This is a genomic window from Novosphingobium sp. BL-A-41-Hi4A-0G (genome assembly GCF_055521735.1).
Genome location: NZ_CM145501.1, coordinates 2,196,098 through 2,220,520, shown reverse-complemented (window position 1 = coordinate 2,220,520; position 24,423 = coordinate 2,196,098). Strand labels below are relative to the sequence as shown.

Below are 24,423 nucleotides of genomic sequence, written 5' to 3'. Positions count from 1 at the left end.
CAAGAGTTGCAAACCTGTCATCTTGGGCTAAGGGCGCGTTGGGGATCGAATCCGAGGGAATCGCAACGCATGAAGATCATGGCCGGCAACTCGAACCTGCCGCTCGCTCGCGCCATTTCGGCCTATCTCGAAATGCCGCTGACCGACGCCAGCGTGCGCCGCTTTGCGGACGAGGAAGTTTTCGTCGAAATCCACGAGAACGTGCGCGGCGAGGACGTCTTCGTCGTCCAGTCGACCAGCTACCCCGCGAACGACAACCTGATGGAACTGCTGATCTGCATCGACGCGCTGCGCCGTGCCTCGGCAAAGCGCATCACGGCGGTCGTTCCCTACTTCGGCTATGCCCGCCAGGACCGCAAGCCGGGGCCCCGCACGCCGATCTCGGCCAAGCTCGTGGCGAACCTCATCACTCAGGCCGGGGCCGACCGCGTTCTGGCGGTGGACCTCCACGCCGGGCAGATTCAGGGCTTCTTCGACATCCCGACCGACAACCTGTTTGCCGCGCCCGTCATGGCTGCCGACATCCAGACCCGCTACGGCACGCAGGAACTGATGGTCGTATCGCCGGACGTCGGCGGCGTGGTTCGCGCCCGCTCGCTGGCAAAGCGCCTGAACAATGCGCCGCTCGCCATCGTCGACAAGCGCCGTGACCGTCCCGGCCAGTCCGAAGTGATGAACATCATCGGCGACGTGAAGGGCCGCATGTGCATCCTGATCGACGACATCATCGATTCGGGCGGCACCCTGTGCAACGCGGCGCAGGCGCTGATGGATGCAGGCGCAGCGGGCGTTTCGGCCTACATCACGCACGGCGTCCTTTCGGGTGGCGCGGTTGCCCGCGTGAGCAATTCGGCGCTCAAGGAACTGGTGATCTCCGACACGATCATGCCGACCGAGGCGACAGCATCGTCCGATCGCATTCGCGTGCTGACGATCGCACCGCTGATTGGCGAGGCGGTGCGCCGCATTGCCGATGAAAGCTCCGTTTCCAGCCTGTTCGACTGATCAGGCGTTCTTTAGGCGCTCAAGCCACGCCCTTGCCTGCTTCGGTTCGCCTACGGCATTGGAAGCAGGCTTGCCGCGTGAGGCCATGAATTCGTCGTGGAGCGTGAACGGTTCCATGAACAGGGCCTCGCGCGCTTCGGCTATTTCTTCCGCAAGCTCGGTCAGGCTCTCGATCACCGGTGCGGTGGCTGCGCGCATGATCTTGTCGGCGTTGTGGTCAAACAGGCCCCACTTGCCCGCAGCGGTCACCTCAAGCGCTTCAGTGAGCGCGAGGAGATAATCCGCTTCCAGTTCGGAGCGGCGCTTGTCGAGACGTTCGAGACGGTCAGCTCTGGCCATGACCCGGCCTAGGCCCGGTGCGAGGGTTGCGCAATGGCGCTTACTCCCAAGGCTTCACTTCGCCCGGTTCCAGCCTGCGAATGGCCTCCAGCCTGCGCGCCTGCCGGGTCTCGAGGCCGAGCGTCATCAAGGGCTGCGGGCGGTTGACGAACTGGCGCGGGCTCATGCCGAAAAGGGCGGTAAACTCGCGGATCAGGTGGCTCTGGTCGTAATAGCGCAAGGCAATTGCCTCGGCCTCGTCATGGTCAGCAACGCCGCGCAAATGGCTGGCCATATCGAGTGCGCGCGCGCGCTTGAGCACCTACTTGGGCGTGATCCCGAAATCGCGGCGGACTATGCGTTCAAGGCGGCGCTGTTCGACGCCGAGATCACTGGCAAGCCGGGCGATGTTGACAGTGGGATCGGAGAAGGCTGCAGCCTCGAACCGTGCCGATATCGGATCAGGCTCACGCAGAGCGCGGTCCGCAATCAGGCTGCGCATCTCGTGCTCCATGGCCTTGACCCAGTCTTCCGGCGAATCGGCCGGATCGAACAGGTTGAGCCAGCGATCCTCTGGCATGCCGAGATCCGCGAAGGTTGCGAGCCGGTCGGTCAGCTTGGCGATGTCTGGGCCATTGAGTGCATGGCAAACGCCGGGACGGAGAAACACGCCGACACTGATGAAACTGCCCGTCACGCTGATCGGCATGCGTTTCGAGTGTGGTCCGAACAGCATCACCGCGCGTTCGGAGCACTGCAGCCCATCGGCAGTCACTGCTTCCCACTTTCCGCGCAATTGGATGCGGATGCAGGCAAAATCGCTGAGCAGTCCGCAATCTAGGCGGTGTTCGGGCGGAGCGCCGACAATCGTGACGTAGAACCGACCGACCCAGCGTTCAAGGTCGGCCGCCGGGGCGCGGCTGTAGGAGATCGGTTGTCCGTCGCGCGTGGCGATCGGCGATACGATCGCTCTGTCGACCCCCGGCCTGTTGCTGCGACTCATTCCATGCCCCCTGGGTCTGTTCATGCACGGAGCTTTAGCGGCGCCCAACCAGTCCGCGCGTGTCGACCGTCACGACTCCCTTAAATTCGGCCAGCACGGTTTGTCCAATGACGAATCGCTTGCCGTGCCTTGACCTGATCCCGGCGGCGAGGGCAGAGCCGGGACATGAAGCTGGAAAACGACATCGCACTCGCCATGCGCCTCGCCGACGCTGCCGCAGCAGCGATCCGCCCGCATTTCCGCACCGTCGCCGCCGAGCGCAAGGGTGATGCCACGCCGGTAACGCTGGCAGACCGCGCGGCCGAGGAAGCGATGCGCCGCATCCTCACCGCCGAAGTGCCGCGCGATACGATCATCGGAGAGGAGTTCGGCTCGACCGCGGGAACATCCGGCCGAAGCTGGGTGCTCGATCCGATCGACGGGACGGCAGGCTTCCTTGCCGGTCGACCTATCTTTGGCACGCTGATCGCGCTGGTTGTTGAAGGCTTTCCGGTTCTGGGCGTGCTGGACCAGCCCATCACCGGAGAGCGCTGGGTCGGCGCAATGGGCAAGCCCACCACGCTCAACGGCAAGCCGGTGCGCACGCGCCTGTGCCGCGAACTTTCGGACGCGACCCTGGCGACCACGGGCCCACACTATTTCGACGACCACGATGGCGGCCATTTCATGGGCCTTGCCGCCAAGACCGATCACAAGCGCATGGTCATGGGCGGTGACTGCTACAACTATGCAATGCTCGCCACCGGACAACTCGACGTGGTCTGCGAGGCGGGGCTGAAGCTGCATGACTGGGCCGCGCTCGTGCCGATCGTCGAAGGGGCAGGCGGCACGATGGCGGACTGGAACGGCGAACCGTTGCACGCCGGCTCCGATGGCCACGTGATCGCGCTGGGCGATCCGGCGCGGCTTGATGACGTGGTTGAGGCGCTGGCCTGCGGGCACTGAGGGCGTTGTGCACGGCGGTTGGTTCTTTTTCTACGGGACGCTGACCGAGGATCACGAAAATCCGGTTACGCGAAAGGTGATGCCGCTGCTGTGCGGCGGCCAGCGCGCATCGGTGCGCGGCCGTCTGCGGGCCGTGCGCACTGCCGAGGGGTGGTATCCGGTGCTGCGGGGCGGTTCGGGCAGGGTGACTGGACGGCTCTACCGCGCTGGTCGAGGTTTTTGCGCAAAGAAATTGCGCATGCTCGATGCTTACGAGAATTGCGATCCGCGTTGCATTGCCCGATCCGAGTACTTCAGGCGCATGCTACGTGTGCGGATCGCAAGGGGCGGGTGGGTCATGGCGCAGGTCTATGTCCACAATCGGGCCTGGCATGCGGGATTGCCGGTCATCGCTAGCGGAGACTTTGCGTCTTTCCTGCGCAAGCGCGGGCTGCGTGCTTTCGGTCATCGCGCCTAGGGTGCGCTAGCGCGCTAACGGACCAGCAGGTCGACTTCCGACAGTTCGATTACCGGGACTTCCCACGGGTGTGCAGCCATGAGCGCCGCAAGCGCTGCGGAGATGTCCGCTTGGGCATCTGCGTAAGTGGTCAGGATCGCGGTGGGGGACAGGCTGCGTTCGCCCGATGTGCCTAGCGTGGGCCTGGCATCGGGACCGGGGCGAAAGCTTTCCCAACCGGGCGCGATCTCGCAAACGCCCTTGTAGAGGCCGAAATCGCCGAGCGGGTTGTCGGCGCGGATCACCGCCAGGATCGCAGCGGCGGTGGCATCGCGCTCCAACGCGGCTTCGTCTCCGGTCATCAGGCCGGCGAGGGTTTCAGCGGCGATCGGGCAGTGGATCTTCACCGCAATGGCGCGGCGGCGCATTAAAGTCCTGCTTTCAGCATCCAGTCGTGGAAAAGCCGCACCGGTCGCGATTGCAGCGCGCGTGGACGGCAGACGAACCAGTAGGAATAGGGGCTGTCGACGTCGATGTCGTAAAGCCGTGCAAGGCGTGAATCGTGGCTGCGATGATAGTGGTCATCGTGCATGATCGCGATGCCGAGGCCTTGGGCCGCCGCCTCGAGGATCAGCTGACCCGAATCGAAATGGTCGATTGCAGCCGGTTCCATCTTCTCGAGATGGAGCGCTTTCTTCCAAGCCTCGAAGCTTGCCGGAAGATCGTTGTGCACGAGGAACGTCTGTCTCGAGAGCTTGGCCAGATCGGGGCGGTCGCCCAGTTCTGCGGCCAGTTCGCGCGAGGTTATCGCGTGGACGCGGTTGTGGTCGAGGCGGACCGAATGGAGCGCGGCGTCCGGACCTTCTGACAGGACGATGGCAGCATCGATCGTATCGCCCAGCTTGGTTTCGGCCGAATGGCCCGAATCGATGTCGATGTGAAGCTGAGGGTGCAGCTTGCGCAGTTCGCCAAGGCGCGGGAACAGGCGCTGGCTGCCGAACAGCGGCAGGACGCCGAGACGCAGGCGCATGACCTTGCCCGTGTCGATGAGTCGATCGACCCGGTCAGCCATCTCATCGATCAGTGGCGCGACCGCATCGTAAAGCTGCTGGCCTTCCTCGGTCAGCTTCAGGGCCTGATGCTTGCGCTCGAACATGGGCTTGCCAACAAACTCTTCAAGCGCGCCGAGGCGGCGAGAGAGTGCCGAAGGGCTGAGCGCAAGCTCCGCCGCCGCCGTCTTGGCCGACCCTGCGCGCACGACGCGTATGAACGCCTCGAGCGAACGCAAAGGGGGAAGGCGGCGGATCATCGTGTAGTCCTATTCTGCTTCAGTTGCCGTGGCCTGTGGCGCGTGGAGCCTGAGGCGGGTGAGGCGACGTTCGTCACCTCCCGTCACTTCCAGACGCCATCCGCTGGCATGTTCGAGCACGCGCCCGACGGGCGGCACTTCACCTGCCAGTACCACGGCAAGACCGCCGAGCGTATCCACGTCTTCTTCCACTTCCGCAAGCCTCGGATCGACCGTTTCCGCGACGTCATCAAGCTCCGCGCGCGCATCGGCATCCCAGGTGTCGGGATCGATACGGCGCAGGAGTTCCTGAGGCGCATCGTCATGTTCGTCCTCGATCTCGCCGATGATCTCCTCGACCAGATCCTCGATGGTGATGATGCCATCGGTGCCTGAATACTCGTCGATCACCACGGCAAGGTGGGTACGGCGGCTGCGCATGTCGGCCAATACGTCAAGCGCGCCCCGTGCCTGTGGCACGAACAGCGGCTGGCGCATCAGCGAGGTCCAGTCCTTCGGCGGCTGCTTGCCGGAAAGGAGCATCCCCGCAACGATCGCGAAGACGTCCTTCACGTGGATCATGCCCACGATCTCGTCGAGCGATTCGCCATAGACCGGCATGCGGCTGTGGCCATTCTCGGCAAAGGCGGCGACGAGTTCCTCGAACGATGCCGCAGCCGGAATGGCGATGATCTCGCCCCGGGGGATCGCTACGTCATCGGCGTCGTGTTCGCTGAAATGGAGTAGGTTACGCAGCATCTGGCGTTCGAGCGGAACGAGGTCACCGTTGCCTTTGCCGTGGTGATGGACCTCTCCCTCGTGCTCGTCGATCGCTTCCTCGATCTGCGCGCGCAGCGACTGGTCATGGTCTGGGCCTCGGAAAAAGACCCTGATTGCGCGCCATAGCGCGCGCCAAAATGCGGGACTGCTACTGTCTCCGTCTCCCGAGCGGCCTTCGCCGGACGAGTCGTTGCCCTCGGGCACTGTCGTATTCCCCCTTATAGAACCTGTGTGAGGCTCTGGTCAGTCTTCGACCGCATATGGGTCGTCGATACCCATAAGCGCAAGCACCTTCCGCTCCAGATTCTCCATTTCCTCGGCTTCGGCCTCGCCAAGTTCGTGATCGTAGCCCGCCAGATGGAGCAAACCATGCACGACCAGATGGGTCGCGTGAACTTCGACGCTCACGCCTTTCTCTGCCGCTTCGCGCTTGCAGACACCATAGGCGAGGATCAGGTCGCCGAGCATGCCGGGTGCATCGGTGTCTCGAGCCGCGTGTAGCACTTCCTCGCGGCTGAGCATGGGGAAGGACAGGACGTTGGTCGGCTTGTCCTTCGCCCGCCACTGCTTGTTCAGGGCATGAACCTCCTCGTCATCGGCCATGACCAGGCTGACGAGGAGGTTCTCGTGCGCGAGTTCGGGGGCAATCCGTCCGGTTGCCTCAGCGGCCCGATTGGCGAGGTCTTCCCAATCGATGTCGTCTCCCCAGACCGGATCGATGTCGATTTCGAGGATTGGCGCGCTCAAGCGTCCTTCCCTTCATAGGCTTCGACAATGCGGCCAACGATCGGATGGCGCACCACGTCTGCGGTATTGAAGCGCACCGTTGCGATGCCTTCGACGCCTTCGAGGCGCTGCACTGCATCGTTGAGGCCGCTGGCCCCGACGCCGCCCGGAAGATCGACCTGCTTGGGGTCTCCGCACACCACCATCCGGCTGTTCTGGCCAAAGCGGGTGAGGAACATCTTCATCTGGGCAGGAGTGGTATTCTGCGCTTCGTCGAGAATGACGAAAGCATCGGCCAGCGTCCGCCCGCGCATGAAAGCGATTGGCGCAATCTCGATTTCACCGCTGGCGATGCGGCGCTCGACCTGCTCGGGCGGCATGCAATCGTAAAGCGCGTCGTAGAGCGGGCGCAGGTAGGGATCGACCTTTTCCTTCATGTCGCCGGGAAGGAAGCCCAGCCGTTCACCCGCTTCGACTGCCGGTCGCGACAGGATCAGCCGCTGGACCGACCCGGAAATGAGCTGCGCGACCGCCTGGGCGACCGCGACGTATGTCTTGCCCGTCCCTGCCGGACCAAGCGCAAAGATCACATCATGGCTGATCAGTGCCTTCATATATTCGATCTGCGTCGGGCTGCGCGGGATGATCGTTTTCTTGCGCGTGCGGATCATGATCGGGGGAGCACCGCCGGGGGCACCGGTGATGATGCCCTCAAGGGTTGGTTCCACGCTCATCGCGATAAGCGATTCGACCGCACCTGCATCCAGTTCCTGACCGGAAAGCAGTCGCTGATGCATTCCCTTAAGCACATCGCGCGCGCGGGCGACGGCATCGTCCGGCCCTTCGATCAGCACGCGATTGCCGCGCGCGGAAATGTAAACTCCAAGCCTGTTCTCGATTTGCACGAGATTGGTGTCGAACTGGCCGAACAGCGCGCCAAGCACGGTCTGTTCGTCGAACTCGACTTCGACCCGGGCGCGACGGTGTGGCGTTTCCGGGCGATGGTGCGCTTCGTCAGCGCGGTGGAGTTTCCGGGCCATGAGCTCCTTTCAGGGTTGGGGCCTGTTTTGGAGCATAAGAACGGATGTTGCGCGCACAAGACGTGCGCCCATACTTTGCACAGCCCAATTAGACGAGTTGACCTGCCAGCGAGTTCGGGCCTGCCTCGACGAGCTTGACGGTGACGATCTCACCGATCTGCGCCTCGCCCATGAAATGCACCGATTGCAGCCAGGGCGACTTGCCGAGCCACTGGCCGGGGTGCTTGCCCTTGCGTTCGACCAGCACCTCGCAGGTCTTGCCGATGCTTGCCTGATTGAAGGCGAGCTGGTCACGATTGAGCGCTGCCTGAAGGCGTTGCAGGCGCTCATCCATCACCGCTGCGGGCACATGGTCGGGCATTGTTGCGGCAGGCGTGCCCGGGCGCGGGGAATACTTGAAGCTGAACGCTTGCGCGTAGCCGACAGCATCGACAAGCCGCAGCGTTTCCTCGAATTCGGCATCAGTTTCCCCGGGGAAACCGACGATGAAATCGCCCGACAGTGCGATGTCCGGCCGCGCGGCGCGGATGCGTTCCAGCACCTTGAGGTAACTTTCGGCGCTGTGGCTGCGGTTCATCGCCTTGAGCACGCGGTCGCTGCCTGCCTGCACCGGCAAGTGCAGGAACGGCATGAGCTTGTCCAACTCGCCGTGCGCGGCAATCAGGCCGTCGGTCATGTCGTTGGGATGGCTGGTGGTGTAGCGGATGCGGGCAAGGTCGGGATCGGCAGCCAGTGCACGCGCCAAACCATCAAGTCCAACCGCGCGGCCTTTGTCATCCTCGCCGACCCAGGCATTGACGTTCTGCCCGAGCAGCGTGATCTCGCGCGCGCCTCCTGCAACAAGCAGCTTCGCTTCTTCGACCAGATCGGCGAACGGTCGGCTGATCTCGGCACCGCGAGTATAGGGCACCACGCAATAGGTGCAGAACTTGTCGCAGCCTTCCTGCACGGTGAGGAAAGCGGTCGGCCCAGACTTGCGGCGCTTGGGCAGCGCGGCAAACTTCGCCTCGGCCGGCATGTCGGTTTCGGTGGCGCGCTTGCCGGATGCGGCTTCGGCGACCATTTCGGGGAGGCGATGGTACGATTGCGGGCCGACTACGACCTTCACGCTCGGCGCGCGGGTCATGATTTCCTCGCCCTCGGCCTGCGCCACGCAGCCCGCCACCGCGATCAGCGGTGCCGAACCGTCTTCACGGCGCAGACGGCCGATGTCGGAATAGACCTTCTCGGTGGCCTTCTCGCGGATGTGGCAGGTGTTGAGCACGACGAGATCGGCGTCTTCACCCTCTGCTGCTGCCGACATGCCATCGGCGGCGAGCAGTTCGGACATGCGCTCGCCGTCATAGACGTTCATCTGGCAGCCGAAGCTTTTGACGCGGAAAGTCTTGGGGGCAGGGGTGGTGGCCATGGGCCGCGCCGATAGTGGATTTGCGGCGCTTTGTCTAACGCAGCGCGCTCATCGCAGCGAGGATACGGTCACGCGCGGCAAGAGCCATGGTCTTGCGACTGGCCGTTTCCTCAAGCGTCAGGGGGGGCAGGAAGTGCACAGTTACGGGCAATCCGCGCTTCCGGGCGAGGATCTTGAGAAAGTTGTCCAGCCCGTGCTCTTCACCGACCCATGCCATGGCCGCAACATCCGGGCCGTAGTCGACCCATACCGGCTGGATCGCAATTCCGGGCGGTGGCGGATCGAGGGCGGAGAGCAGCGAAGACTTGAACGGCAACAGACCATTGCCGTCACTGGTAGTGCCTTCGGGAAATACGGTCAGAGCTCCTGTATCGGTGAGCGCGGCGCGCACCATCTCCACCTGCGCATGAACCGACCGGCGATCATGGCGAGCGACAAAGACCGTATCGTTCATTTCGCACAGCCACTTCAGCAGGCCGATATCGGCCAGACCCGAATGCGCGACGAAGGCACTGCCGCTCGCCCCGGCAATCACCGGAATGTCGAGCCAGCTGACATGGTTGGAGAGCAGGAAGGCACCGCCTTTGACCTTGGCGCCCGAAAGCCGAACGCGCGCTCCGGCAATGCTGGCAATGCCGCCAAGAAACAGGCGGGGCCAGGGATTGTGCAGGCGAAGGAGCCGCCAGACGTAATAGAGCGGCACGCACGCAAGCAGAAGCAGGAGCATCGCGCCAAGGCGCATGGCAATGCGCAGTCGTCCGGCCAGCGAGAACGCCGGACGCGTCACCACTTCAGCCGTCGCGTTCAAGTTTGACGCCGTAAAGTTCCATGCGGTGATCGACGAGGCGATAGCCCAGCTTCTCGGCAATTTGGCGCTGGAGTTGTTCTAGCTCGGGATCGACGAATTCGATCACCTTGCCGGTTTCGACATCGATCAGATGATCGTGATGTGCCTCGGGCGTGGCCTCATAGCGGGCACGCCCGTCACCGAAATCATGGCGATCGAGGATGCCGGCTTCCTCGAACAGGCGCACGGTGCGGTAGACCGTGGCGATCGAAATGCGCGGGTCGATCGAGCTTGCGCGCTCGTGCAGCTTCTCGACGTCCGGGTGATCGTCGCTTTCGGACAGGACGCGCGCGATCGTGCGGCGCTGGTCCGTAATGCGCAGGCCACGTTCTGCGCAAAGAGCTTCGATGTCGATCGCCTGGTGCAAGGTGAACTCTTCAAGAAAGGATCGGCCCGCCGATCTATAGACCGGCGGGCCAAATCTTCAACCGCGCGCAAACGTATTGCGCACAGCTCTCGTGGCGTCAGCCGACGATGTCAGGCGGCAGCGGGCTTGCGACCGCGCTTGGGCGCAGGCTTGCGGCCGAGGCCGATCTTCTTGGCCAGTTCGCGGCGCTTTTCGGCATAGGCCGGTGCGACCATCGGATAGTCGGCTGGCAGGTTCCAGCGGGCGCGGTACTGATCCGGGGTCATATTGTAGCGCGTGGCGAGGTGACGCTTGAGCATCTTCAGCTTCTTGCCGTCTTCAAGGCAGACGATGTGATCGTTCTTGATAGACGAGCGGATCGAAACCGCAGGCTCTGGCGCAGGCTCTTCAGCAACCACCGGCTTTTCGAGGCCGGCCAGCGCGGTATAGACGTTGGAGATGAGCGTGGGGAGGTCGCTGACGGCAACGCTGTTGTTGCTTACGTGCGCCGCGACGATGTCCGACGTCAGCGTGATCAGGGTCTCCCGCATATCATTCTGAATTTCACTCATTGCGAACAGCTTTCTGTTTTGATCGTGTACGGACTCGAAGGGACTGATAACTTGCTTGGTGATCCAGATCACCATCTATAGTCCAATCACGGCCGGATACAACCTTTTCGATGACAGAATTTTAATCCGTCAAGGCTTCGGCAGCGTTACCGCAAGTATCCGATCAATCGTCGAAAGTCAGTTCCTGACTGATCGCGTCGATCCGGGCACCACCAGGCGTACGATAGTAAGCGGGTCTTAACCCGATTTCCCTGAAGCCGTGTGCAGCATACAGAAATCCCGCGGGATTTTCACGGCGCATCTCAAGGAAAACCCGACTCATTCCGCTGGATCTCGCGGTGGAAATGAACTTCTCAAGCAGCTTGTGACCTAGTCCTCTCCGACGATATTGAGGAGCAATTGCGAAAAGTAGTAGTTCCTCTTCATCCAAAACGGCACGGCTCATGAAGAAACCAGCCGTTTCAGAGCAATCTTCGCAGTCCTCAGATCCATCTGGTGAAATCAGGCCATAGCGACAATTACCTAGTAACAGTGCATCGCTGACCTGCCTGCGATTCCAGGCCTCGCCGAACTCGGCCGGAAAGGCCTGCTCCATGACCGCCATGATCCGGTCGATATCGTCGGCTGGAAGGGCCATGGCTTCTCGTGGGATAGGGGTTCAGGCCGCCGACGGAAGCCGCGCATCCGGAGCGCGGCCGTAGCTGGGCCGGGGGTCATCATGGAAAGCACTGGTTGCAAGCAGCGAGGCGCAGCGCGCGTCGGGACGCAAGTCCAGAGCGATGGCGTCAGGTCGACGCGCGGTCAGTGCAAGCGCCTGGCTACCGGCCACGACCGGGGCTGACGAGCGTTCGATGGCCGCTTGAGGCGTCAAGGACGCGAGCGGCGCGAGCGGCGTGCCGTCCTGGGCAAAGGGCTGGAAGAACCATTCACCATGGCCGCCTGTCATACACACATCCACCGGATGGCCGGGATGCTCTGCCGATGCCATGGCTGCGACGAGGCGAAGGCTTTCGAAGCCCTCGAGCCGCGCGCCCCAGGCAAGCGTCAGTGCGCGGGCGGCGGCAAGGCCAACGCGAATGCCGGTAAAGCTGCCGGGGCCAATGTCGACGGCGATGATCCCCGCGTGCCCCTTGTCCGGCAGTTCCGCGATCATCGGGACGAGGCGTTCGGCGTGACCGCGGCCCAGAACGGTGTATGTGCCCGCCAACAGCGAACCATTCTCGATCAGCGCGACGGAACATGCCTCGGTCGCGCAGTCGATGACGAGTTTGCGCATGGGCGCGCGATCAGGCAGCGCGTACTTCGCTGACTTCGGGGACGTAGTGCTTCAAGAGGCTCTCGATCCCGTTCTTCAGCGTCGCGGTGGAAGACGGGCAGCCTGAGCAGGCACCCTGCATCTGCAGATAGACCACACCTTCGCGGAAGCCGCGGTAGATGATGTCACCGCCATCGTTGGCGACTGCGGGCCGGACGCGGGTTTCGATCAGGTCCTTGATCTGCTCGATCACGTCGGCATCGGCCGGATCGTCGTCAAACCGTTCGTCGGCCTCGGCGGGGACTGCGATCCCGGCTGCCGTGCCGCCGGTGAACAGGGGAGCCTGCGATACGAAGTGGTCAAGCAGGATCGAGAGCACCTGTGGCTTAAGGCTGGCCCACTCGACGCCGGGCGCCGCCGTCACCGCCACGAAATCACGGCCGAAAAGAACGCCGGTCACGTCGCCCAGATCAAACAGAGCCTGCGCCAGCGGCGAGGCTTCGGCAGCTTCGGGCGAGGTGAACTCGCGCGTGCCGGTGGCCATGACCTGCTCGCCAGGAAGGAACTTGAGCGTGGCCGGGTTCGGCGTGGTTTCGGTCTCGATGAACATGATTCGCATGTAGGGCCGTCACGGGGCTGGTCAAGGGTCGGAAAGGTCGGGTTTCACGGGGGCGCGGGCTTATTGCGAGCATTTTCGGCCAAAGGGTGCATGGCGCAAGTTGCGGTCGGTCGCTAAGGCAGTGACATGATCAAGACCGCACGCGCGCTGAGCCGCCTCGCACCCGCCCTGTTCCTCTGCGCCGCAAGCGCACCGTTGGCCTTGGCCGCTCCTCCGGCAAAGCCCGCTCCAAAGCCGGTTGCGCCGTCGGCCGTGGCCATTCCGATGCCCCTGAACCCTGTGGTTGCGCCTGCGCAGCGCCTGTGCTTGGCCAGGACGGCCAGCGGCCTCGGCACGATGGTGCTCAAGGCAGCGGCCGGAGCCAAGCCTGCCAAGGGCGACTACGCGCTGGTGAATTATGTTGGCTATCTTGCTGCCAACGGCGAGGTATTTGATCAGGGCATGCAGGCCGCATTCCCGGTGGATGGCGTTATCCCCGGCTTTTCCGAAGGCCTGCAGCTGACGGCCAAGGGCAGCACGATGCGCCTGTGCGTTCCTGCCGCGCTGGGCTACGGCGCGGAAGGTTCAGGTCCGATCGGTCCCAATGCCGATCTGGTGTTCCAGGTCGAACTGGTCGACTTCAAGACCGCCGCCGAAGTCGAAGCGATGCGCGCGGCGCAAGCGGCTTCACAGCCAGCCCAACCTGCTCAGTCAGCACCGCAACAGTAACGGGTCTATTCACTGGTCCTTCATCCGAAGGCTTCCTATAGTCGGGCGATGCAATCCCGTAACATGCGCGCCCGGCGCTTCGGCCTGTTCCTTTCCCTCCTGCTGGTCTCGGCGGCGCCGGTTGTCGCCGAGGCTCCTGCCAAGGCCCCTGTTGCCGCGGCGAAGTCGGCGGTGCCCTGGCTCTACAAGGGCTCTGACGTTCCGCAAGACAAGGCGTGGACGTTCGGCGTTTTGCCAAACGGTATCCGCTATGCCGTTTCCCATAACGGCGTGCCCCCCGATCAGGTCTCGATCCGCGTGCTGGTCGATGCAGGCTCGATGTACGAGACCGAGCCGCAGCGCGGCTATGCCCATCTGATCGAGCACCTCACCTTCCGGGAATCGAAGTACCTCAAGGAAGGCGAGACGATTCCGACCTGGCAGCGCCTTGGCGCGACGTTCGGCAGCGATACCAATGCCGAGACCAGCCCGACACAGACGGTCTACAAGCTCGATATCCCCAACGCCACTTCGGACAAGCTCGACGAAACCTTCAAGCTGCTCTCCGGCATGGTCACCGCGCCGATCTTCACCGATCATGGCGTGAAGACCGAAGTGCCGATCGTGCTTGCCGAGATGCGCGAGCGGACCAGCCCCCAATCGCGCGTGCTGGACCAGACGCGGGACCTGTTCTTCAAGGGCCAGCTTCTGGCTTCGCGCAATCCTATTGGCACGGTCGAAACGCTGGAAGCCGCCAATGCAGCGGCAGTAAAGGCCTTCCACGACAAGTGGTATCGCCCTGACAACACTGTGATCGTCGTCGCTGGCGACGCGGACCCGGCTGCACTTGTCGCGCGGATCGAGCAGTGGTTCGGCGGCTGGAAGGCCAAGGGCAAGAAGCCGCTCCAGCCCGATTTCGGCAAGCCCATCGCGCCTGCTGGCATCGATCCGAAGAATCCCGTCGGCGAAGCCAAGGTGCTGGTCGAACCGGACCTGCCGCGTCTGGTGAACTGGGCGATCCTGCGGCCTTGGAAGAAGGTTAACGACACGATCGTCTACAATCAGGGGCTGATGGTAGATCGGCTGGCCCTGGCCTTGATCAATCGACGACTCGAGGCACGTGCGCGTGGCGGCGGCAGCTATCTCGTCGCCTCGGTCGACGAAATGAAGCAGGAGCTGTCGCGCTCTGCCGACGCCACGATCGTGACCGTCACCCCGCTGAGCGAAGACTGGAAGAGTGCCGTCACCGACGTTCGCTCGGTCATTGCCGATGCGTTGGCCACCCCGCCGTCGCAGGAGGAGATCGACCGCGAAGTCGCCGAGTTCGAGGTGGCGTTCAAAGTTTCGGTTGAGACGCAGTCGACCATCGCCGGATCGAAGGCCGCTGACGACATCGTCAACGCAGTCGACATCCGCGAGACGGTGGCAAACCCCGATACAGTCTATGACATCTTCCGGCGCTCGATCCCGCTGTTCAAGCCGCAAGCCGTGCTCGACCACACCCGCAGCCTGTTCCAGGGCACGGTGATCCGCCCGATGATGATCACGCCCAAGGCGGGTGAGGCTGACGAGGCTTCATTGCGCGCGACGCTCACGGCGCCAGTCAAGGCTGCGTCCGAGAGCCGCGTTGCGGCAAATGCGCTCAAGTTCTCCGATCTGCCGCCCGTCGGTACGCCGGGCACTGTTGCCACGGTTCGTCCGATCGGCCTGCTCGGCATCGAACAGATCGTGCTATCGAACGGCGTAAGAGTGCTGCTCTGGCCCAACGATGCAGAACCCGGACGGATCATCGTCAAGGCGCGCTTCGGCGGTGGTTACTCCGCGATCCAGCCGCAGGACGCTGTCTATGGCCCGCTTGGCGAAGTCGCACTGATGGACAGCGGCATCGGCACGCTGGGGCGCGACGACCTTGACCGGCTTGCCACCGGGCGCAAGCTCAGCCTCGATTTCAACATCGACGATACCGCTTTCGTGCTTTCTGCAGACACCCGTCCTGCCGACTTGGCCGACCAGCTCTACCTGATGGCAGCGAAGCTTGGCATGCCGCGTTGGGATGCAAACCCGGTGCTGCGTGCCAAGGCCGCGGCCAAGCTGCAGTACGAGAGCTATAATTCCTCGCCCACGGCAGTGCTGAACCGCGATCTCACATGGCTGCTGCGCGATGGCGATCCGCGTTATGCCACGCCCAATCCGGCTGAGCTTGAACGCGTTACGCCTGAAGGCTTCCGCAAGACCTGGGAGCCGTTGCTGTCGCAGGGGCCGATCGAGATCGACATGTTCGGCGATTTTACCCGCGAGCAGGCGCTTGCTGCGCTGGAGAAGACTTTCGGCGCCCTTCCGGCCAGAGCTCCAGCAACGGCGGAGACGCTCGCACCGAACATTCCAGCTCATAATGTCGAGCCGCTCGTGCTGACCCATCGCGGCGATCCTTCGCAGGCGGCAGCCGTCGTGGCATGGCCGACGGGCGGGGGGCAGGCGGGCGTGCGCGAAAGTCGCCAGCTCGAGATTCTTGCCCAGATCTTCAACAACCGCCTGTTCGATGCGATGCGCGAGAAGGTGGGGGCAAGCTATGCGCCGCAAGTGGGGTCGAGCTGGCCGCTGGACCTGCCGTCCGGTGGCTACATCTCGGCCATGGTCCAGCTGCGTCCGGGCGATTTCGATACGTTCTTCGCCTCGGCCGACAAGATCGCCACCGATCTTGCCGCCACGCCGCCGACTGCAGACGAGATCGCCCGCGTGACCGAGCCGTTGAAGCAGCTGATCACGCGCGCCAGCACCGGCAACGGCTTCTACATGTTCCAGTTGGAAGGCGCTGCATACGATCCCCGCAAGATCGCCGCGATCCGCACGATCCTCAACGACTACAGCCAGACCACGCCCGAGCGAATGCAGGTGCTGGCGCAGAAGTACCTGAAGGCCGACAAGAGCTGGCGTCTGGAAGTCGTCCCCGAAAAACGCTGACCCTAGCAACCAATTCGGGCGTTCGTACCACTCAGGCCCGGCCCGACGTTGCGGTCATCGCGTGCGATGACCGCAGCCTGCTCGTGGATGGTGATAGGCTTGACGAACATCGTTCCGAACAGACCGTGGTATTGGTACCAGACTTCGGCCACCATGACCGCACTCTTGTTCGGCGAGGTGATCGTCCTGCCTCCCAGAGTGATGCCGGGGGCAATCTTTGCCAAAGCACTGCCGGTCAGATCGGGTTTGCCGTGGGACGAGTTCTGCCTTCCCGCACCCATGCACTGCTGCCAGTGAACATACTGACGCCCAGTCACCGGGTGGACCTCCAGACTTGAAAGAATGACGCGCCCGTTGTCCGCCAGCGAGATGTTCTCACCTTCAGCAAGCGCGCCTTTCAATACCGATTCTACGTCGCTTGTGGTTATGGTCGGAGTGACGCCGCTGTTGTCGGTCTGGCCAAGCCGCGAGGCATTGTCGGCAAGTGCCAACGCGACCTGGCTGGCTTCCATCGCCGCCGCGTTCATCCAGGCAATCTCTGCGCCATACATGCCCAGAATCATGAACAGGGGGACGACCAGCGCGAATTCCGTCGTCGACACGGCATCGCGCTGATTGACGAGCGCGCGCAGCAGGTTGGCGGCCCGGTTCACGGACAACTCCCCGCAGTAGCCCCGTAACTCGTCTGGTTGCCGAAAGGCTGGTTCTTGGTAACGGCCGTCGCCGTAAGAGTTCGCTCACCCCAGAGTTTCGGCAGCAGCGGCACCTGAAAGACCGGATTGAAAGTAGCGGTGACCTCGTAGACGACCACGTCGTTGGTAGAGCCGGAACTGTCCTTCTGCCCGATATCCTGATCCCACTGGCCGTTGCGGTTCTCATCGGTAAAGGTCTCGCCCGCGTCGCACACTGCGTTCGCGTTCTTGTCGTTCCACTTTTCCGCACGGCCCACGTCGGCAAAATCGTAATAGCTTGTGCGGCTGGTCTTGATCGTCACACCCGGCAGAACTGGTCGGATGGCCTCTAGAACGGAAGCATCGGCTTCATTCGTGTTGCGTGTTTCCAGCGATGCGTTGCGGGCTGCGCGGTGGACTGCCCCGGTCAGCACAGACTTGCCATAGACCATCTGGCCCACGTCCATGATGCCGATGAGTAGCATCAGAAACAGCGGCACGACGATGGCAAACTCGACGATCGTCGCGCCTTCCCGGTCGGCGATGAGTTGGCGAACGATCATTGTACTACCCGCAGTTCGCCAACCTGCTTGGCGATGGCCTGGAAGGCAGCGTCCAACTGGCTTGCATTGGCGGCGGTGAAGGCGCTGTCGGTAGATGAGCATGCCTGCAGTTCAGGCGTCATGGCTTGGGCAAAGGCAATGACCCACACCCGGATGCCCTTGGCCTTTACCGCCTCGCAAAGTGCCAGAAACCGTGAGTTGTGACGCGAGGTATCCTCGCTGTAGCCATCGTCGGTGACCCGCCGGTCATGATACTCGATCCCCCAGGCCGACTGGACAGAATAGCTCGGCGCCATCTCGCCGTCGGTCATGAAGATCATGTGCCTTGAAACTTCACCGCCGTTCGCCGGAGGCTCGCGGACATTGCTCGACCACAGGCCGTCCGGCGATGAAAGGCGTGCGCCCCAAACCATCCCGATGTCGTGATACGTGGCCCCAGCGGGGACCAGCGAGTCTGCGAAGGCGTTGAAAGCGCTACTGTTCATCGTCGCGAGCAATCGTGCCGCAGTTGGGCAGGACGACGCAGCTTGCTGCCCGGTTGGCGATGGCATCGCGCTGTTCATGTAGACAACGCCGCCGTAGGTCACCGTTCGGATATAAGCGACATTTGGCCACATCGGTGCCCACTTGCTTTGCGTTGAGCTATCGGGGGCAAGGTCGATCTCGAGGTCTTGCGCCCCTGCTGGAGCAAAACCGCCCAGCAAGGACCAGGTAAAGCTCGGCTCCGAAACGGTCGAGCGTTCCTCGATGCAACCTCTCCACGTTGACGAAACCGCAGTGCCGTTGTCACCCGTCGGGGTCGAGACGGCTTCGAAGTTCTTGAAGCGGCTGGTGTCGTAGGTGACCGGTCGATAGTCCCACCGGTCGAATACTTGCGAACTGGTGTAGACCGGGTTTTCGGTGTCGTATGTGTAGGCGTACTGGTCACGGAAGGCGTAGCGCCAGATGATGCCCCAACCTGAACCGCCCGAAGACGTGCAAGCATACTCGGTCATGCGTTGAGGCTGGGTGGTGGTTGTGGTCGTCACCCTTTGGCCTGAACCGTTGATCGTGGTGACCGGGGCTGATGTGGATGCAGCGCCGTTGTTCGCCCATGCCGTATTCGCCGGTCTGGCAGCATTGCATTGGTTCTGGTTGTTGTATCGTGTGTTTCCGAAGCTCGAATAGTTGCCGAAAGTCGTCGTGCTGGTGCCACTTCCTGTCGTGCGAGTGGGAGCGCCGTATCCGCTCACGGTCTGAACGGTCCGGTAAACTGCCTGCCGTGACTGGATCGTCCAACTGTCGACAAGGTAGCCGGGGTCCAGATTGCGCAGGAGTGCGCCGACGTTCACAGTGGAGCTGTAGGGCACGAATCCGTAGCGGACACGGGCATTTGTGCCCGACAAGGCGTTTTCGACCGTGCTGTAGAAATTCTTCATCGCGACCCGCAACGCCTCGATCCTCGTCTGCGTGCTGCCTGCGAGCTGCCAGCCCATCGATCCTGTCGTGTCGAGCACCATCATGATGTCGCTGTTGCCCACGCCCATGGAGGCGGTGCAGCGAACGCTCAAGTCAAACCCGGGAAACCCGAACAACTGCATCATCAACGGGGGGAGAGATGTTGTCGCCACTGCGTCGATTGTACCGCCCTTGTCCGCCGATGACGGCACGAAGGTGGTATCGTGCGAATCCTGATGCGCCTCATCGAAGTTCGCGAAGAAGTAGTTTTCGGCCTGGGTCTTGGCTGCCGCGTCGAAACCGCTGGTCGTTACTCCTCGACGTCCGGCCAGAACGCCAGCGTCACACGCCGCCTGCAGTCTCGTCTGCGTACGCCAGGCGCGGCTTATGTCGATGGCCCCCCCAATCAATGCGGCCACCGCGAAAATCGCCATCGCCGAAAGCGGAAGGATGTTTCCCGTCCGGCTTCGGGCAAGAGCGGTCAGAAGACGACGAAGGGCAAGCATCGGGACCGAGAGAGCCTATGGTGGAAGTGCAGGGTTAACCGCCCGTCCACCAAGACATTCTCATGCAGCCGATAGGGAAAGCTCCTTAGCCTGCCCGTTCTCCCTCATCGGGAAGTTCGATTGCCGTGAACGCAACCCTTCCTTTGCATTTCTTGCGCGCCGGGCGTATGGGGCCGCCTCTTGAAAGGAAGAGCAAGTGGCACAGAACTGGACTGCGGATTCGTGGCGCGGATATGAAGGACGGCATCTGCCGACCTATCCTGACGCTGAAAAGCTGAATGAGGTCGAGACGACCCTGACGAGCTTTCCGCCGCTGGTCTTTGCCGGCGAAGCCCGTGCGCTGAAGGCCGATCTCGCCCAAGTGGCGGCAGGCAAGGGTTTCCTGCTTCAGGGCGGGGACTGCGCCGAGAGCTTTGCCGAGTTCCATCCCAACAACATTCGCGACACGTTCCGCGTGCTGCTGCAGATGGCCGTCGTGCTGACCTTCGCCAGCAAGCAGCCGGTGGTGAAGGTGGGGCGTATGGCCGGCCAGTTCGCCAAGCCGCGTTCTTCGCCGGTCGAGAAGATCGGTGATGTCGAGCTGCCGAGCTACCTTGGCGACAATATCAACGGCATCGACTTCACCCCGGAATCGCGCATCCCCGATCCTGAGCGCATGCTGCGCGCCTACAGCCAGGCTGCGGCAACGCTCAATCTGCTGCGCGCGTTCTCGACGGGCGGCTATGCCAACCTGCGCCAGGTCCACCAGTGGACGCTCGATCATATCGGCAAGAGCCCGTGGGCCACGAAGTTTGCCGAAATGGCCGACAAGATCGGTGAAGCGCTCGACTTCATGGAAGCTTGTGGCGTCGATCCGCGTACGGTTCCGCAACTGCAGGGCACCAGCTTCTATACCAGCCACGAAGCGCTGCTGTTGCAGTACGAAGAGGCCATGACACGCCAGGATTCCCTGACCGGCGAGTGGTACGATACCAGCGCTCACATGCTGTGGATCGGTGATCGCACCCGTTTCGAAGGTTCGGGCCACGTTGAATACCTGCGTGGCGTGCAGAACCCGATCGGCATGAAGTGCGGACCCTCGCTGACGCCTGATGCGCTGCTCAAGATGCTCGATACGCTCAACCCCGGCCGCGAGGCAGGGCGCATGACTCTGATCAGCCGTTTCGGGCATGACAAGGTTGAAGCGGGCCTTGCGCCGCTGGTCCGTGCGGTGAAGCGCGAGGGCCATCCTGTCGTGTGGTCGTGCGATCCGATGCACGGCAACGTGATTAAGGCCGACAACGGCTACAAGACGCGTCCGTTCGACCGTATCCTGACCGAAGTGAAAGGCTTCTTCGCGGTTCATCGCGCCGAGGGCACCCACGCTGGTGGCATCCACATCGAGATGACCGGTCGCGACGTGACAGAATGCACCGGCGGTGCGGTCGCGATCACGCAGGAAGGCCTCGCCGACCGCTATCACACCCACTGCGACCCGCGCCTCAACGCAGCGCAGTCGATCGAACTGGCGTTCCTTCTGGCCGAAGCGCTCAACGCCGAGCGCGCTGGCGCCAAGGCCGAAGCAGCCTGAAGACCTGCTGCCCCCTTCGCAAGAAGGGGGCATGCCCCTCAGTGCTTCTGATCGCGGTACAAGGCATAGCCGTGCTGTCTGTCGCTCCGGATATCGAGGCCATCGCGCAGTTTCTTTCGCAGCGATGATACGAACACCTTGACCGATGACGGCTGGAGCACGCTGTCCGATCCGAGCGCTCGTGCCAGCACCCCCATCGGTACGACATTGCCGTCCGCCGCACGCAACATCTCGAACATCGCCTTCTCACGGGCCGTCGGCGGCGTTGCAAAATGCGCGTCGGTACTTTCGCTCGTCGACATTTCAACCACATGTTCATTCGCGCGACCGGTTCGTGCGAGGCGATGTCGAGCGTGATGCGCGCGCATGCGGGCCTGGGCCTCGGGAATGGGCATCCGCGGTTCGAACACGTCGTCAAATCCGGCACGCAGTAGCGACGCACGCTCCTTTGGGCCTGTCGATCTTACAAGTGCGATCTTCGTCTTGTCGGTAATGGCCGCAGCATAATACCGCAGCAGTCGCTTTACGCGCTTTGGATCATTTCCGGCAATGACAAGCACATCATATTGGAATCGATTTGGTGAAATGTCAGCGAGATAGTTTTCTGATACCCTGCAGATATCGATATCTCGATGCAGGAGTTCTGACCAAAGCAGAAGCGAAGAGGCACTGCTTTCTCCCACAAGTGCCAGGCGAACGACAAGATTGACGTCCGGACTGTCATGGGCGTCCATGGGTTCAGTAATCGCACCAGAGCGAGAGAGGTGGAGCGGATCCGGTTTTTCTGAAGCAACAATAAGCATCACGGTTTCTGCTTCCTGCAACGAGCGGCTGTGAGGAAAATAACACTTCTGTCATTTTCAACGGTGCTAACGCGAATGTAGCTGCGCCCCCAGGACTGCCATCAGATGCGGATATACTTATCCTTGCAACTTCAGATTCGACCGGCAGTATGTTTCCACGTCCAAACAGACTTTCACGGTACAGTCAGGATGTTAATGCTTTTATCGAGAAATTTCAATATTTTGCAAAGGTTAACGCCGCTGCTTCCGCTTACAGGCTGACGGATAAAATCTAAGTAACTGAAAATACTGAAAATTCGTGTTCAGAACTATGCGCGCACGGAAATGCCCAACGTCGAACGTGCCAAAAATTCAAGTTGTTTTGGTAAGTTAGCAACAAAAGTGCACAAACTTGCGCTTCAGGCTCCCGCTTTCATCGCAAAGTCCAGCGCAAGTTCAGCCAGCGGACGCACCCGTTCCGACATCGCCATTGCATGCGCGCTCGACGCAGTCCCGTCGATCACGCGCTTCTTGATGCCCTGAATGATCCCGGCAAGGCGGAAGAAGTTGTAGGCGATGTACCAGTCGAGGTCTGGAAGTCCGTCCCGTCCGGTCTTTTCGCAATAGCGGGCGACGACGTCTTCCAGCTCCGGAATGCCAAGCGCCTCGCGGTCAAGGTCCTGAACCCCTGAGCGGCCGGCGTTGTCCTGCACCCAGGCGGTACAGAAGTAGGTGAAATCCGCCAGCGGATCGCCGAGCGTCGAAAGCTCCCAGTCGAGCACGGCGACGACTCTCGCTTCGGTCGGATGGAAGATCATGTTGTCGATGCGATAGTCGCCATGGACCACGCTGGTACGCGTCTGCTCCGGCAGAGTGGCGGGAAGCCACTCGATCAGCCGCTCCATCTCGGGCATCGTCTCGGTTTCCGAAAGGCGGTACTGTTTCGTCCAGCGATCAACCTGGCGGCCGAAGTAGTTGCCAGGCTTGCCGAAATCGGAAAGGCCTGCAGCTTCGACATCCACCGAATGCAACGCCGCCAGCGTATCCACCATCTCGTCATAGGTTGCGCGCCGGAATGCGGGCGTGGCACCTGGCATTGCACCATCCCAGATCGTCCGCCCATCGACGCAGCCCATCACGTAGAACCATGAGCCGATGACGTCATCATCCGTGCATAGACCGTATTGCCGCGCGACCGGGAACCCGGTTCCCGAGAGACCCGCCTGCACCTTGTATTCGCGGTCGACCGCATGGGCAGAAGGCAGCAACTTTCCGAAGGGTTTGCGCCGCAGGACATAGGGGCCGGATGGACTGTCGATCTTGTAGGTTGGGTTCGACTGGCCACCCTTGAACTTAGAGACACTCAGCGGCCCTTCGAAGCCTTCGACATTCTCTTCGAACCAGCGAGTCAGGCTCGCCTCGTCAAGCCTGTCGGCCCCCTCCGGAGCGACTGTCCCGGTAAAGGCAGTCTGCGCGTCCATAGCCCCCTCGCTCATTGGTCAAACACGATGACTGAGCGGGCAGAATGGCCCTGCTTCATCTTCTCGAAGCCTTCATTGATGCCCGAAAGCGGGATTCGCTCGGCAATGATCGTGTCGAGATCGAGCAATCCGCGCATGTAGAAGTCGACCAGACGCGGCAGGTCCACCGGGAAGTGGTTGCCGCCCATGATCGCGCCCTGCAGTTTCTTGTCGGACAGGAGGTCCATGGCAGAGAGGCCGACCTTGTGGTTCAGCGGCATCATCCCGAGGATCGTGGCCGTGCCGCCCCGCCGCAGCGAGGCGACCGCAAGATCTCCCGAAGCGGGACGGCCCACGGCCTCGATGGCGTGATGCACGCCGCCCTTGGTCATCTCGACGATTTCCTTGGCGGCATCCGGCCCCGCGTCGATCGCGTCGGTCGCGCCAAGCTTCAGAGCCAGCGCGCGCTTTTCGGGCATCGGATCGACCGCGATGATCCGTCCTGCCCCCGCAATCTTGGCGGCGTTAACCGTCGCCAGCCCGACCCCGCCGCAGCCCACCACGCAGATCGTCTCGCCAGGCGTAAGCTTGGCGGCGTTGAATACGGCTCCGGCGCCAGTCGTGACCGCGCAACCGATCACGGCTGCACGATCCAGCGGCATGTCCGGCGTAATCGCGACGCAAGCATGCTCGTGCACCAGCATCTGCTCGGCAAAGGCTGAAAGGTTGAGCATCTGGTTGACGGTGCTGCCGTCATCCGTCCGTGTCAGGCGAGGGGGCTGTCCGGCCCCGCGCCGCGTGTCTCCGCCAAGGCAAAGCGACATCCGCCCGGTCACGCAGAACTCGCAATGTCCGCAGAACGCGGAAAGACAGGTGACCACCGCGTCCCCCACCTTGACCGTGCGCACTTCGGAACCGACCGCCTCGACTATGCCCGCCGCTTCGTGCCCGGGCACCGCAGGAAGCGGATGCGGATAGGCACCATCGATGAAGTGGAGGTCCGAATGACATAGCCCGCAGGCCGCTGTGCGGATCAGCACTTCATGCGGGCCGGGCTTCGAGACGGTGAGGTCATGAAGCTCGAGCGGCTTGCCGGGTTCGACGAGGACTGCGGCTTTCATTGGTCACTCCAGATCTTTGAACCAAAATGCGCACCCGCGCAGGCGGGTGCTTCAGTCGGCTTATGCTGATGTTCCGT

At 62.4% G+C, this 24,423-nt stretch carries 27 protein-coding genes; 6 read left to right on the top strand and 21 right to left on the bottom strand.

Features of this window, described 5'->3' with window-relative positions; translation table 11 throughout:
• Nucleotides 1-69: 69 nt before the first annotated feature.
• Nucleotides 70-1,005 carry a ribose-phosphate pyrophosphokinase gene (locus ACZ1JX_RS10735; protein ID WP_144905609.1) on the top strand — a complete coding sequence of 312 codons (936 nt, stop codon included), beginning with the start codon at nucleotides 70-72 and terminating at the stop codon, nucleotides 1,003-1,005.
• On the opposite strand, the gene ACZ1JX_RS10730 is transcribed toward ACZ1JX_RS10735, so the two are convergent.
• Genes ACZ1JX_RS10730 through ACZ1JX_RS10720 form a run of 3 tightly spaced genes read right to left on the bottom strand, consistent with a single transcriptional unit; the run spans nucleotide 1,006 to nucleotide 2,326 of the window.
• Nucleotides 1,006-1,344: a hypothetical protein gene (locus ACZ1JX_RS10730; protein WP_465123548.1), complete on the bottom strand. Its 339-nt coding sequence runs from the start codon at nucleotides 1,342-1,344 to the stop codon at nucleotides 1,006-1,008. It abuts the gene before it with no gap.
• Between the two features lie 40 nt (nucleotides 1,345-1,384).
• Nucleotides 1,385-1,645, bottom strand: coding sequence for a helix-turn-helix transcriptional regulator (locus tag ACZ1JX_RS10725; RefSeq protein ID WP_465123547.1), 261 nt, complete (start codon nucleotides 1,643-1,645; stop codon nucleotides 1,385-1,387).
• A complete protein-coding gene (locus tag ACZ1JX_RS10720; protein ID WP_465123546.1) occupies nucleotides 1,646-2,326 on the bottom strand; it encodes an AraC family transcriptional regulator in 681 nt (226 codons plus the stop codon).
• Nucleotides 2,327-2,491: 165 nt separating this feature from the next.
• Between ACZ1JX_RS10720 and ACZ1JX_RS10715 the strand changes: the two genes are divergently transcribed.
• Together ACZ1JX_RS10715 and ACZ1JX_RS10710 are read left to right on the top strand one after the other, a co-directional pair.
• A complete protein-coding gene (locus ACZ1JX_RS10715; RefSeq protein ID WP_465123545.1) occupies nucleotides 2,492-3,271 on the top strand; it encodes an inositol monophosphatase family protein in 780 nt (259 codons plus the stop codon).
• Complete coding sequence (locus tag ACZ1JX_RS10710) at nucleotides 3,237-3,728, top strand: gamma-glutamylcyclotransferase family protein (RefSeq protein ID WP_465123544.1); 492 nt, start codon at nucleotides 3,237-3,239, stop codon at nucleotides 3,726-3,728. Before ACZ1JX_RS10715 ends, ACZ1JX_RS10710 begins: the two co-directional genes overlap by 35 nt.
• Nucleotides 3,729-3,742: 14 nt before the next feature.
• Here the strand turns inward: ACZ1JX_RS10710 and ACZ1JX_RS10705 are convergent, their stop codons facing one another.
• From ACZ1JX_RS10705 to ACZ1JX_RS10650, 12 genes are all read right to left on the bottom strand, one after another.
• On the bottom strand, nucleotides 3,743-4,135 hold the full coding sequence (locus ACZ1JX_RS10705) for a hypothetical protein (RefSeq protein ID WP_465123543.1): 393 nt from the start codon (nucleotides 4,133-4,135) through the stop codon (nucleotides 3,743-3,745).
• Complete coding sequence (locus ACZ1JX_RS10700; protein ID WP_465123542.1) at nucleotides 4,135-5,016, bottom strand: LysR substrate-binding domain-containing protein; 882 nt, start codon at nucleotides 5,014-5,016, stop codon at nucleotides 4,135-4,137. The genes ACZ1JX_RS10705 and ACZ1JX_RS10700 overlap by 1 nt, the downstream gene beginning before the upstream one ends.
• A 9-nt stretch (nucleotides 5,017-5,025) precedes the next feature.
• Entirely contained in the window at nucleotides 5,026-5,979 is a 954-nt protein-coding gene (locus ACZ1JX_RS10695) for a transporter associated domain-containing protein (protein ID WP_465123541.1), read from the bottom strand.
• A 39-nt stretch (nucleotides 5,980-6,018) separates the two neighbouring features.
• Entirely contained in the window at nucleotides 6,019-6,522 is a 504-nt protein-coding gene (ybeY, locus tag ACZ1JX_RS10690) for an rRNA maturation RNase YbeY (RefSeq protein ID WP_465123540.1), read from the bottom strand.
• Complete coding sequence (locus ACZ1JX_RS10685; protein WP_465123539.1) at nucleotides 6,519-7,541, bottom strand: PhoH family protein; 1,023 nt, start codon at nucleotides 7,539-7,541, stop codon at nucleotides 6,519-6,521. Before ACZ1JX_RS10685 ends, ybeY begins: the two co-directional genes overlap by 4 nt.
• An 88-nt stretch (nucleotides 7,542-7,629) precedes the next feature.
• Nucleotides 7,630-8,949, bottom strand: coding sequence for a tRNA (N6-isopentenyl adenosine(37)-C2)-methylthiotransferase MiaB (miaB, locus tag ACZ1JX_RS10680; protein WP_465123538.1), 1,320 nt, complete (start codon nucleotides 8,947-8,949; stop codon nucleotides 7,630-7,632).
• Nucleotides 8,950-8,983: 34 nt separating this feature from the next.
• Complete coding sequence (locus tag ACZ1JX_RS10675) at nucleotides 8,984-9,757, bottom strand: lysophospholipid acyltransferase family protein (RefSeq protein ID WP_465123537.1); 774 nt, start codon at nucleotides 9,755-9,757, stop codon at nucleotides 8,984-8,986.
• Nucleotides 9,741-10,163 (bottom strand): Fur family transcriptional regulator, encoded by a 423-nt coding sequence (locus ACZ1JX_RS10670; RefSeq protein WP_144905629.1) that lies wholly within the window; start codon nucleotides 10,161-10,163, stop codon nucleotides 9,741-9,743. Before ACZ1JX_RS10670 ends, ACZ1JX_RS10675 begins: the two co-directional genes overlap by 17 nt.
• Before the next feature lie 110 nt (nucleotides 10,164-10,273).
• Nucleotides 10,274-10,714 (bottom strand): Ros/MucR family transcriptional regulator, encoded by a 441-nt coding sequence (locus ACZ1JX_RS10665; protein WP_144905631.1) that lies wholly within the window; start codon nucleotides 10,712-10,714, stop codon nucleotides 10,274-10,276.
• A 163-nt stretch (nucleotides 10,715-10,877) separates the two neighbouring features.
• A complete protein-coding gene (locus ACZ1JX_RS10660) occupies nucleotides 10,878-11,351 on the bottom strand; it encodes a GNAT family N-acetyltransferase (protein ID WP_465123536.1) in 474 nt (157 codons plus the stop codon).
• 21 nt (nucleotides 11,352-11,372) lie between these two features.
• A complete protein-coding gene (gene tsaB / locus ACZ1JX_RS10655) occupies nucleotides 11,373-11,990 on the bottom strand; it encodes a tRNA (adenosine(37)-N6)-threonylcarbamoyltransferase complex dimerization subunit type 1 TsaB (RefSeq protein ID WP_465123535.1) in 618 nt (205 codons plus the stop codon).
• A gap of 10 nt (nucleotides 11,991-12,000) precedes the next feature.
• A complete protein-coding gene (locus tag ACZ1JX_RS10650; RefSeq protein ID WP_144905831.1) occupies nucleotides 12,001-12,579 on the bottom strand; it encodes a NifU family protein in 579 nt (192 codons plus the stop codon).
• 135 nt (nucleotides 12,580-12,714) lie between these two features.
• Between ACZ1JX_RS10650 and ACZ1JX_RS10645 the strand changes: the two genes are divergently transcribed.
• Both ACZ1JX_RS10645 and ACZ1JX_RS10640 read left to right on the top strand, forming a co-directional pair.
• Nucleotides 12,715-13,296 (top strand): FKBP-type peptidyl-prolyl cis-trans isomerase, encoded by a 582-nt coding sequence (locus ACZ1JX_RS10645; RefSeq protein ID WP_465123534.1) that lies wholly within the window; start codon nucleotides 12,715-12,717, stop codon nucleotides 13,294-13,296.
• Nucleotides 13,297-13,344: 48 nt separating this feature from the next.
• Nucleotides 13,345-16,236, top strand: a complete 2,892-nt coding sequence (locus ACZ1JX_RS10640) for a M16 family metallopeptidase (protein WP_465123533.1) — start codon at nucleotides 13,345-13,347, stop codon at nucleotides 16,234-16,236.
• Between the two features lie 2 nt (nucleotides 16,237-16,238).
• Here ACZ1JX_RS10640 and ACZ1JX_RS10635 read toward each other — a convergent pair whose 3' ends face one another.
• The 3 genes from ACZ1JX_RS10635 to ACZ1JX_RS10625 are packed head-to-tail and all read right to left on the bottom strand — an operon-like array spanning nucleotide 16,239 to nucleotide 19,413.
• Nucleotides 16,239-16,889: a TadE/TadG family type IV pilus assembly protein gene (locus ACZ1JX_RS10635; protein WP_465123532.1), complete on the bottom strand. Its 651-nt coding sequence runs from the start codon at nucleotides 16,887-16,889 to the stop codon at nucleotides 16,239-16,241.
• The gene (locus tag ACZ1JX_RS10630; protein WP_465123531.1) at nucleotides 16,886-17,470 is read right to left on the bottom strand and encodes a TadE/TadG family type IV pilus assembly protein; all 585 of its coding nucleotides are present in this window, start codon (nucleotides 17,468-17,470) and stop codon (nucleotides 16,886-16,888) included. Before ACZ1JX_RS10630 ends, ACZ1JX_RS10635 begins: the two co-directional genes overlap by 4 nt.
• Entirely contained in the window at nucleotides 17,467-19,413 is a 1,947-nt protein-coding gene (locus ACZ1JX_RS10625) for a Tad domain-containing protein (RefSeq protein WP_465123530.1), read from the bottom strand. The genes ACZ1JX_RS10630 and ACZ1JX_RS10625 overlap by 4 nt, the downstream gene beginning before the upstream one ends.
• A 196-nt stretch (nucleotides 19,414-19,609) precedes the next feature.
• Between ACZ1JX_RS10625 and ACZ1JX_RS10620 the strand changes: the two genes are divergently transcribed.
• Nucleotides 19,610-20,983, top strand: coding sequence for a class II 3-deoxy-7-phosphoheptulonate synthase (locus ACZ1JX_RS10620; protein ID WP_465123529.1), 1,374 nt, complete (start codon nucleotides 19,610-19,612; stop codon nucleotides 20,981-20,983).
• A gap of 38 nt (nucleotides 20,984-21,021) precedes the next feature.
• Here ACZ1JX_RS10620 and ACZ1JX_RS10615 read toward each other — a convergent pair whose 3' ends face one another.
• The 3 genes from ACZ1JX_RS10615 to ACZ1JX_RS10605 all read right to left on the bottom strand — a co-directional run bounded on the left by ACZ1JX_RS10615 (nucleotide 21,022) and on the right by ACZ1JX_RS10605 (nucleotide 24,346).
• Nucleotides 21,022-21,807: a hypothetical protein gene (locus ACZ1JX_RS10615; RefSeq protein WP_465123528.1), complete on the bottom strand. Its 786-nt coding sequence runs from the start codon at nucleotides 21,805-21,807 to the stop codon at nucleotides 21,022-21,024.
• A gap of 377 nt (nucleotides 21,808-22,184) precedes the next feature.
• Nucleotides 22,185-23,261, bottom strand: coding sequence for a phosphotransferase family protein (locus tag ACZ1JX_RS10610; protein ID WP_465123527.1), 1,077 nt, complete (start codon nucleotides 23,259-23,261; stop codon nucleotides 22,185-22,187).
• Nucleotides 23,258-24,346, bottom strand: coding sequence for a Zn-dependent alcohol dehydrogenase (locus ACZ1JX_RS10605; protein ID WP_465123526.1), 1,089 nt, complete (start codon nucleotides 24,344-24,346; stop codon nucleotides 23,258-23,260). The genes ACZ1JX_RS10610 and ACZ1JX_RS10605 overlap by 4 nt, the downstream gene beginning before the upstream one ends.
• Nucleotides 24,347-24,423: the final 77 nt, after the last annotated feature.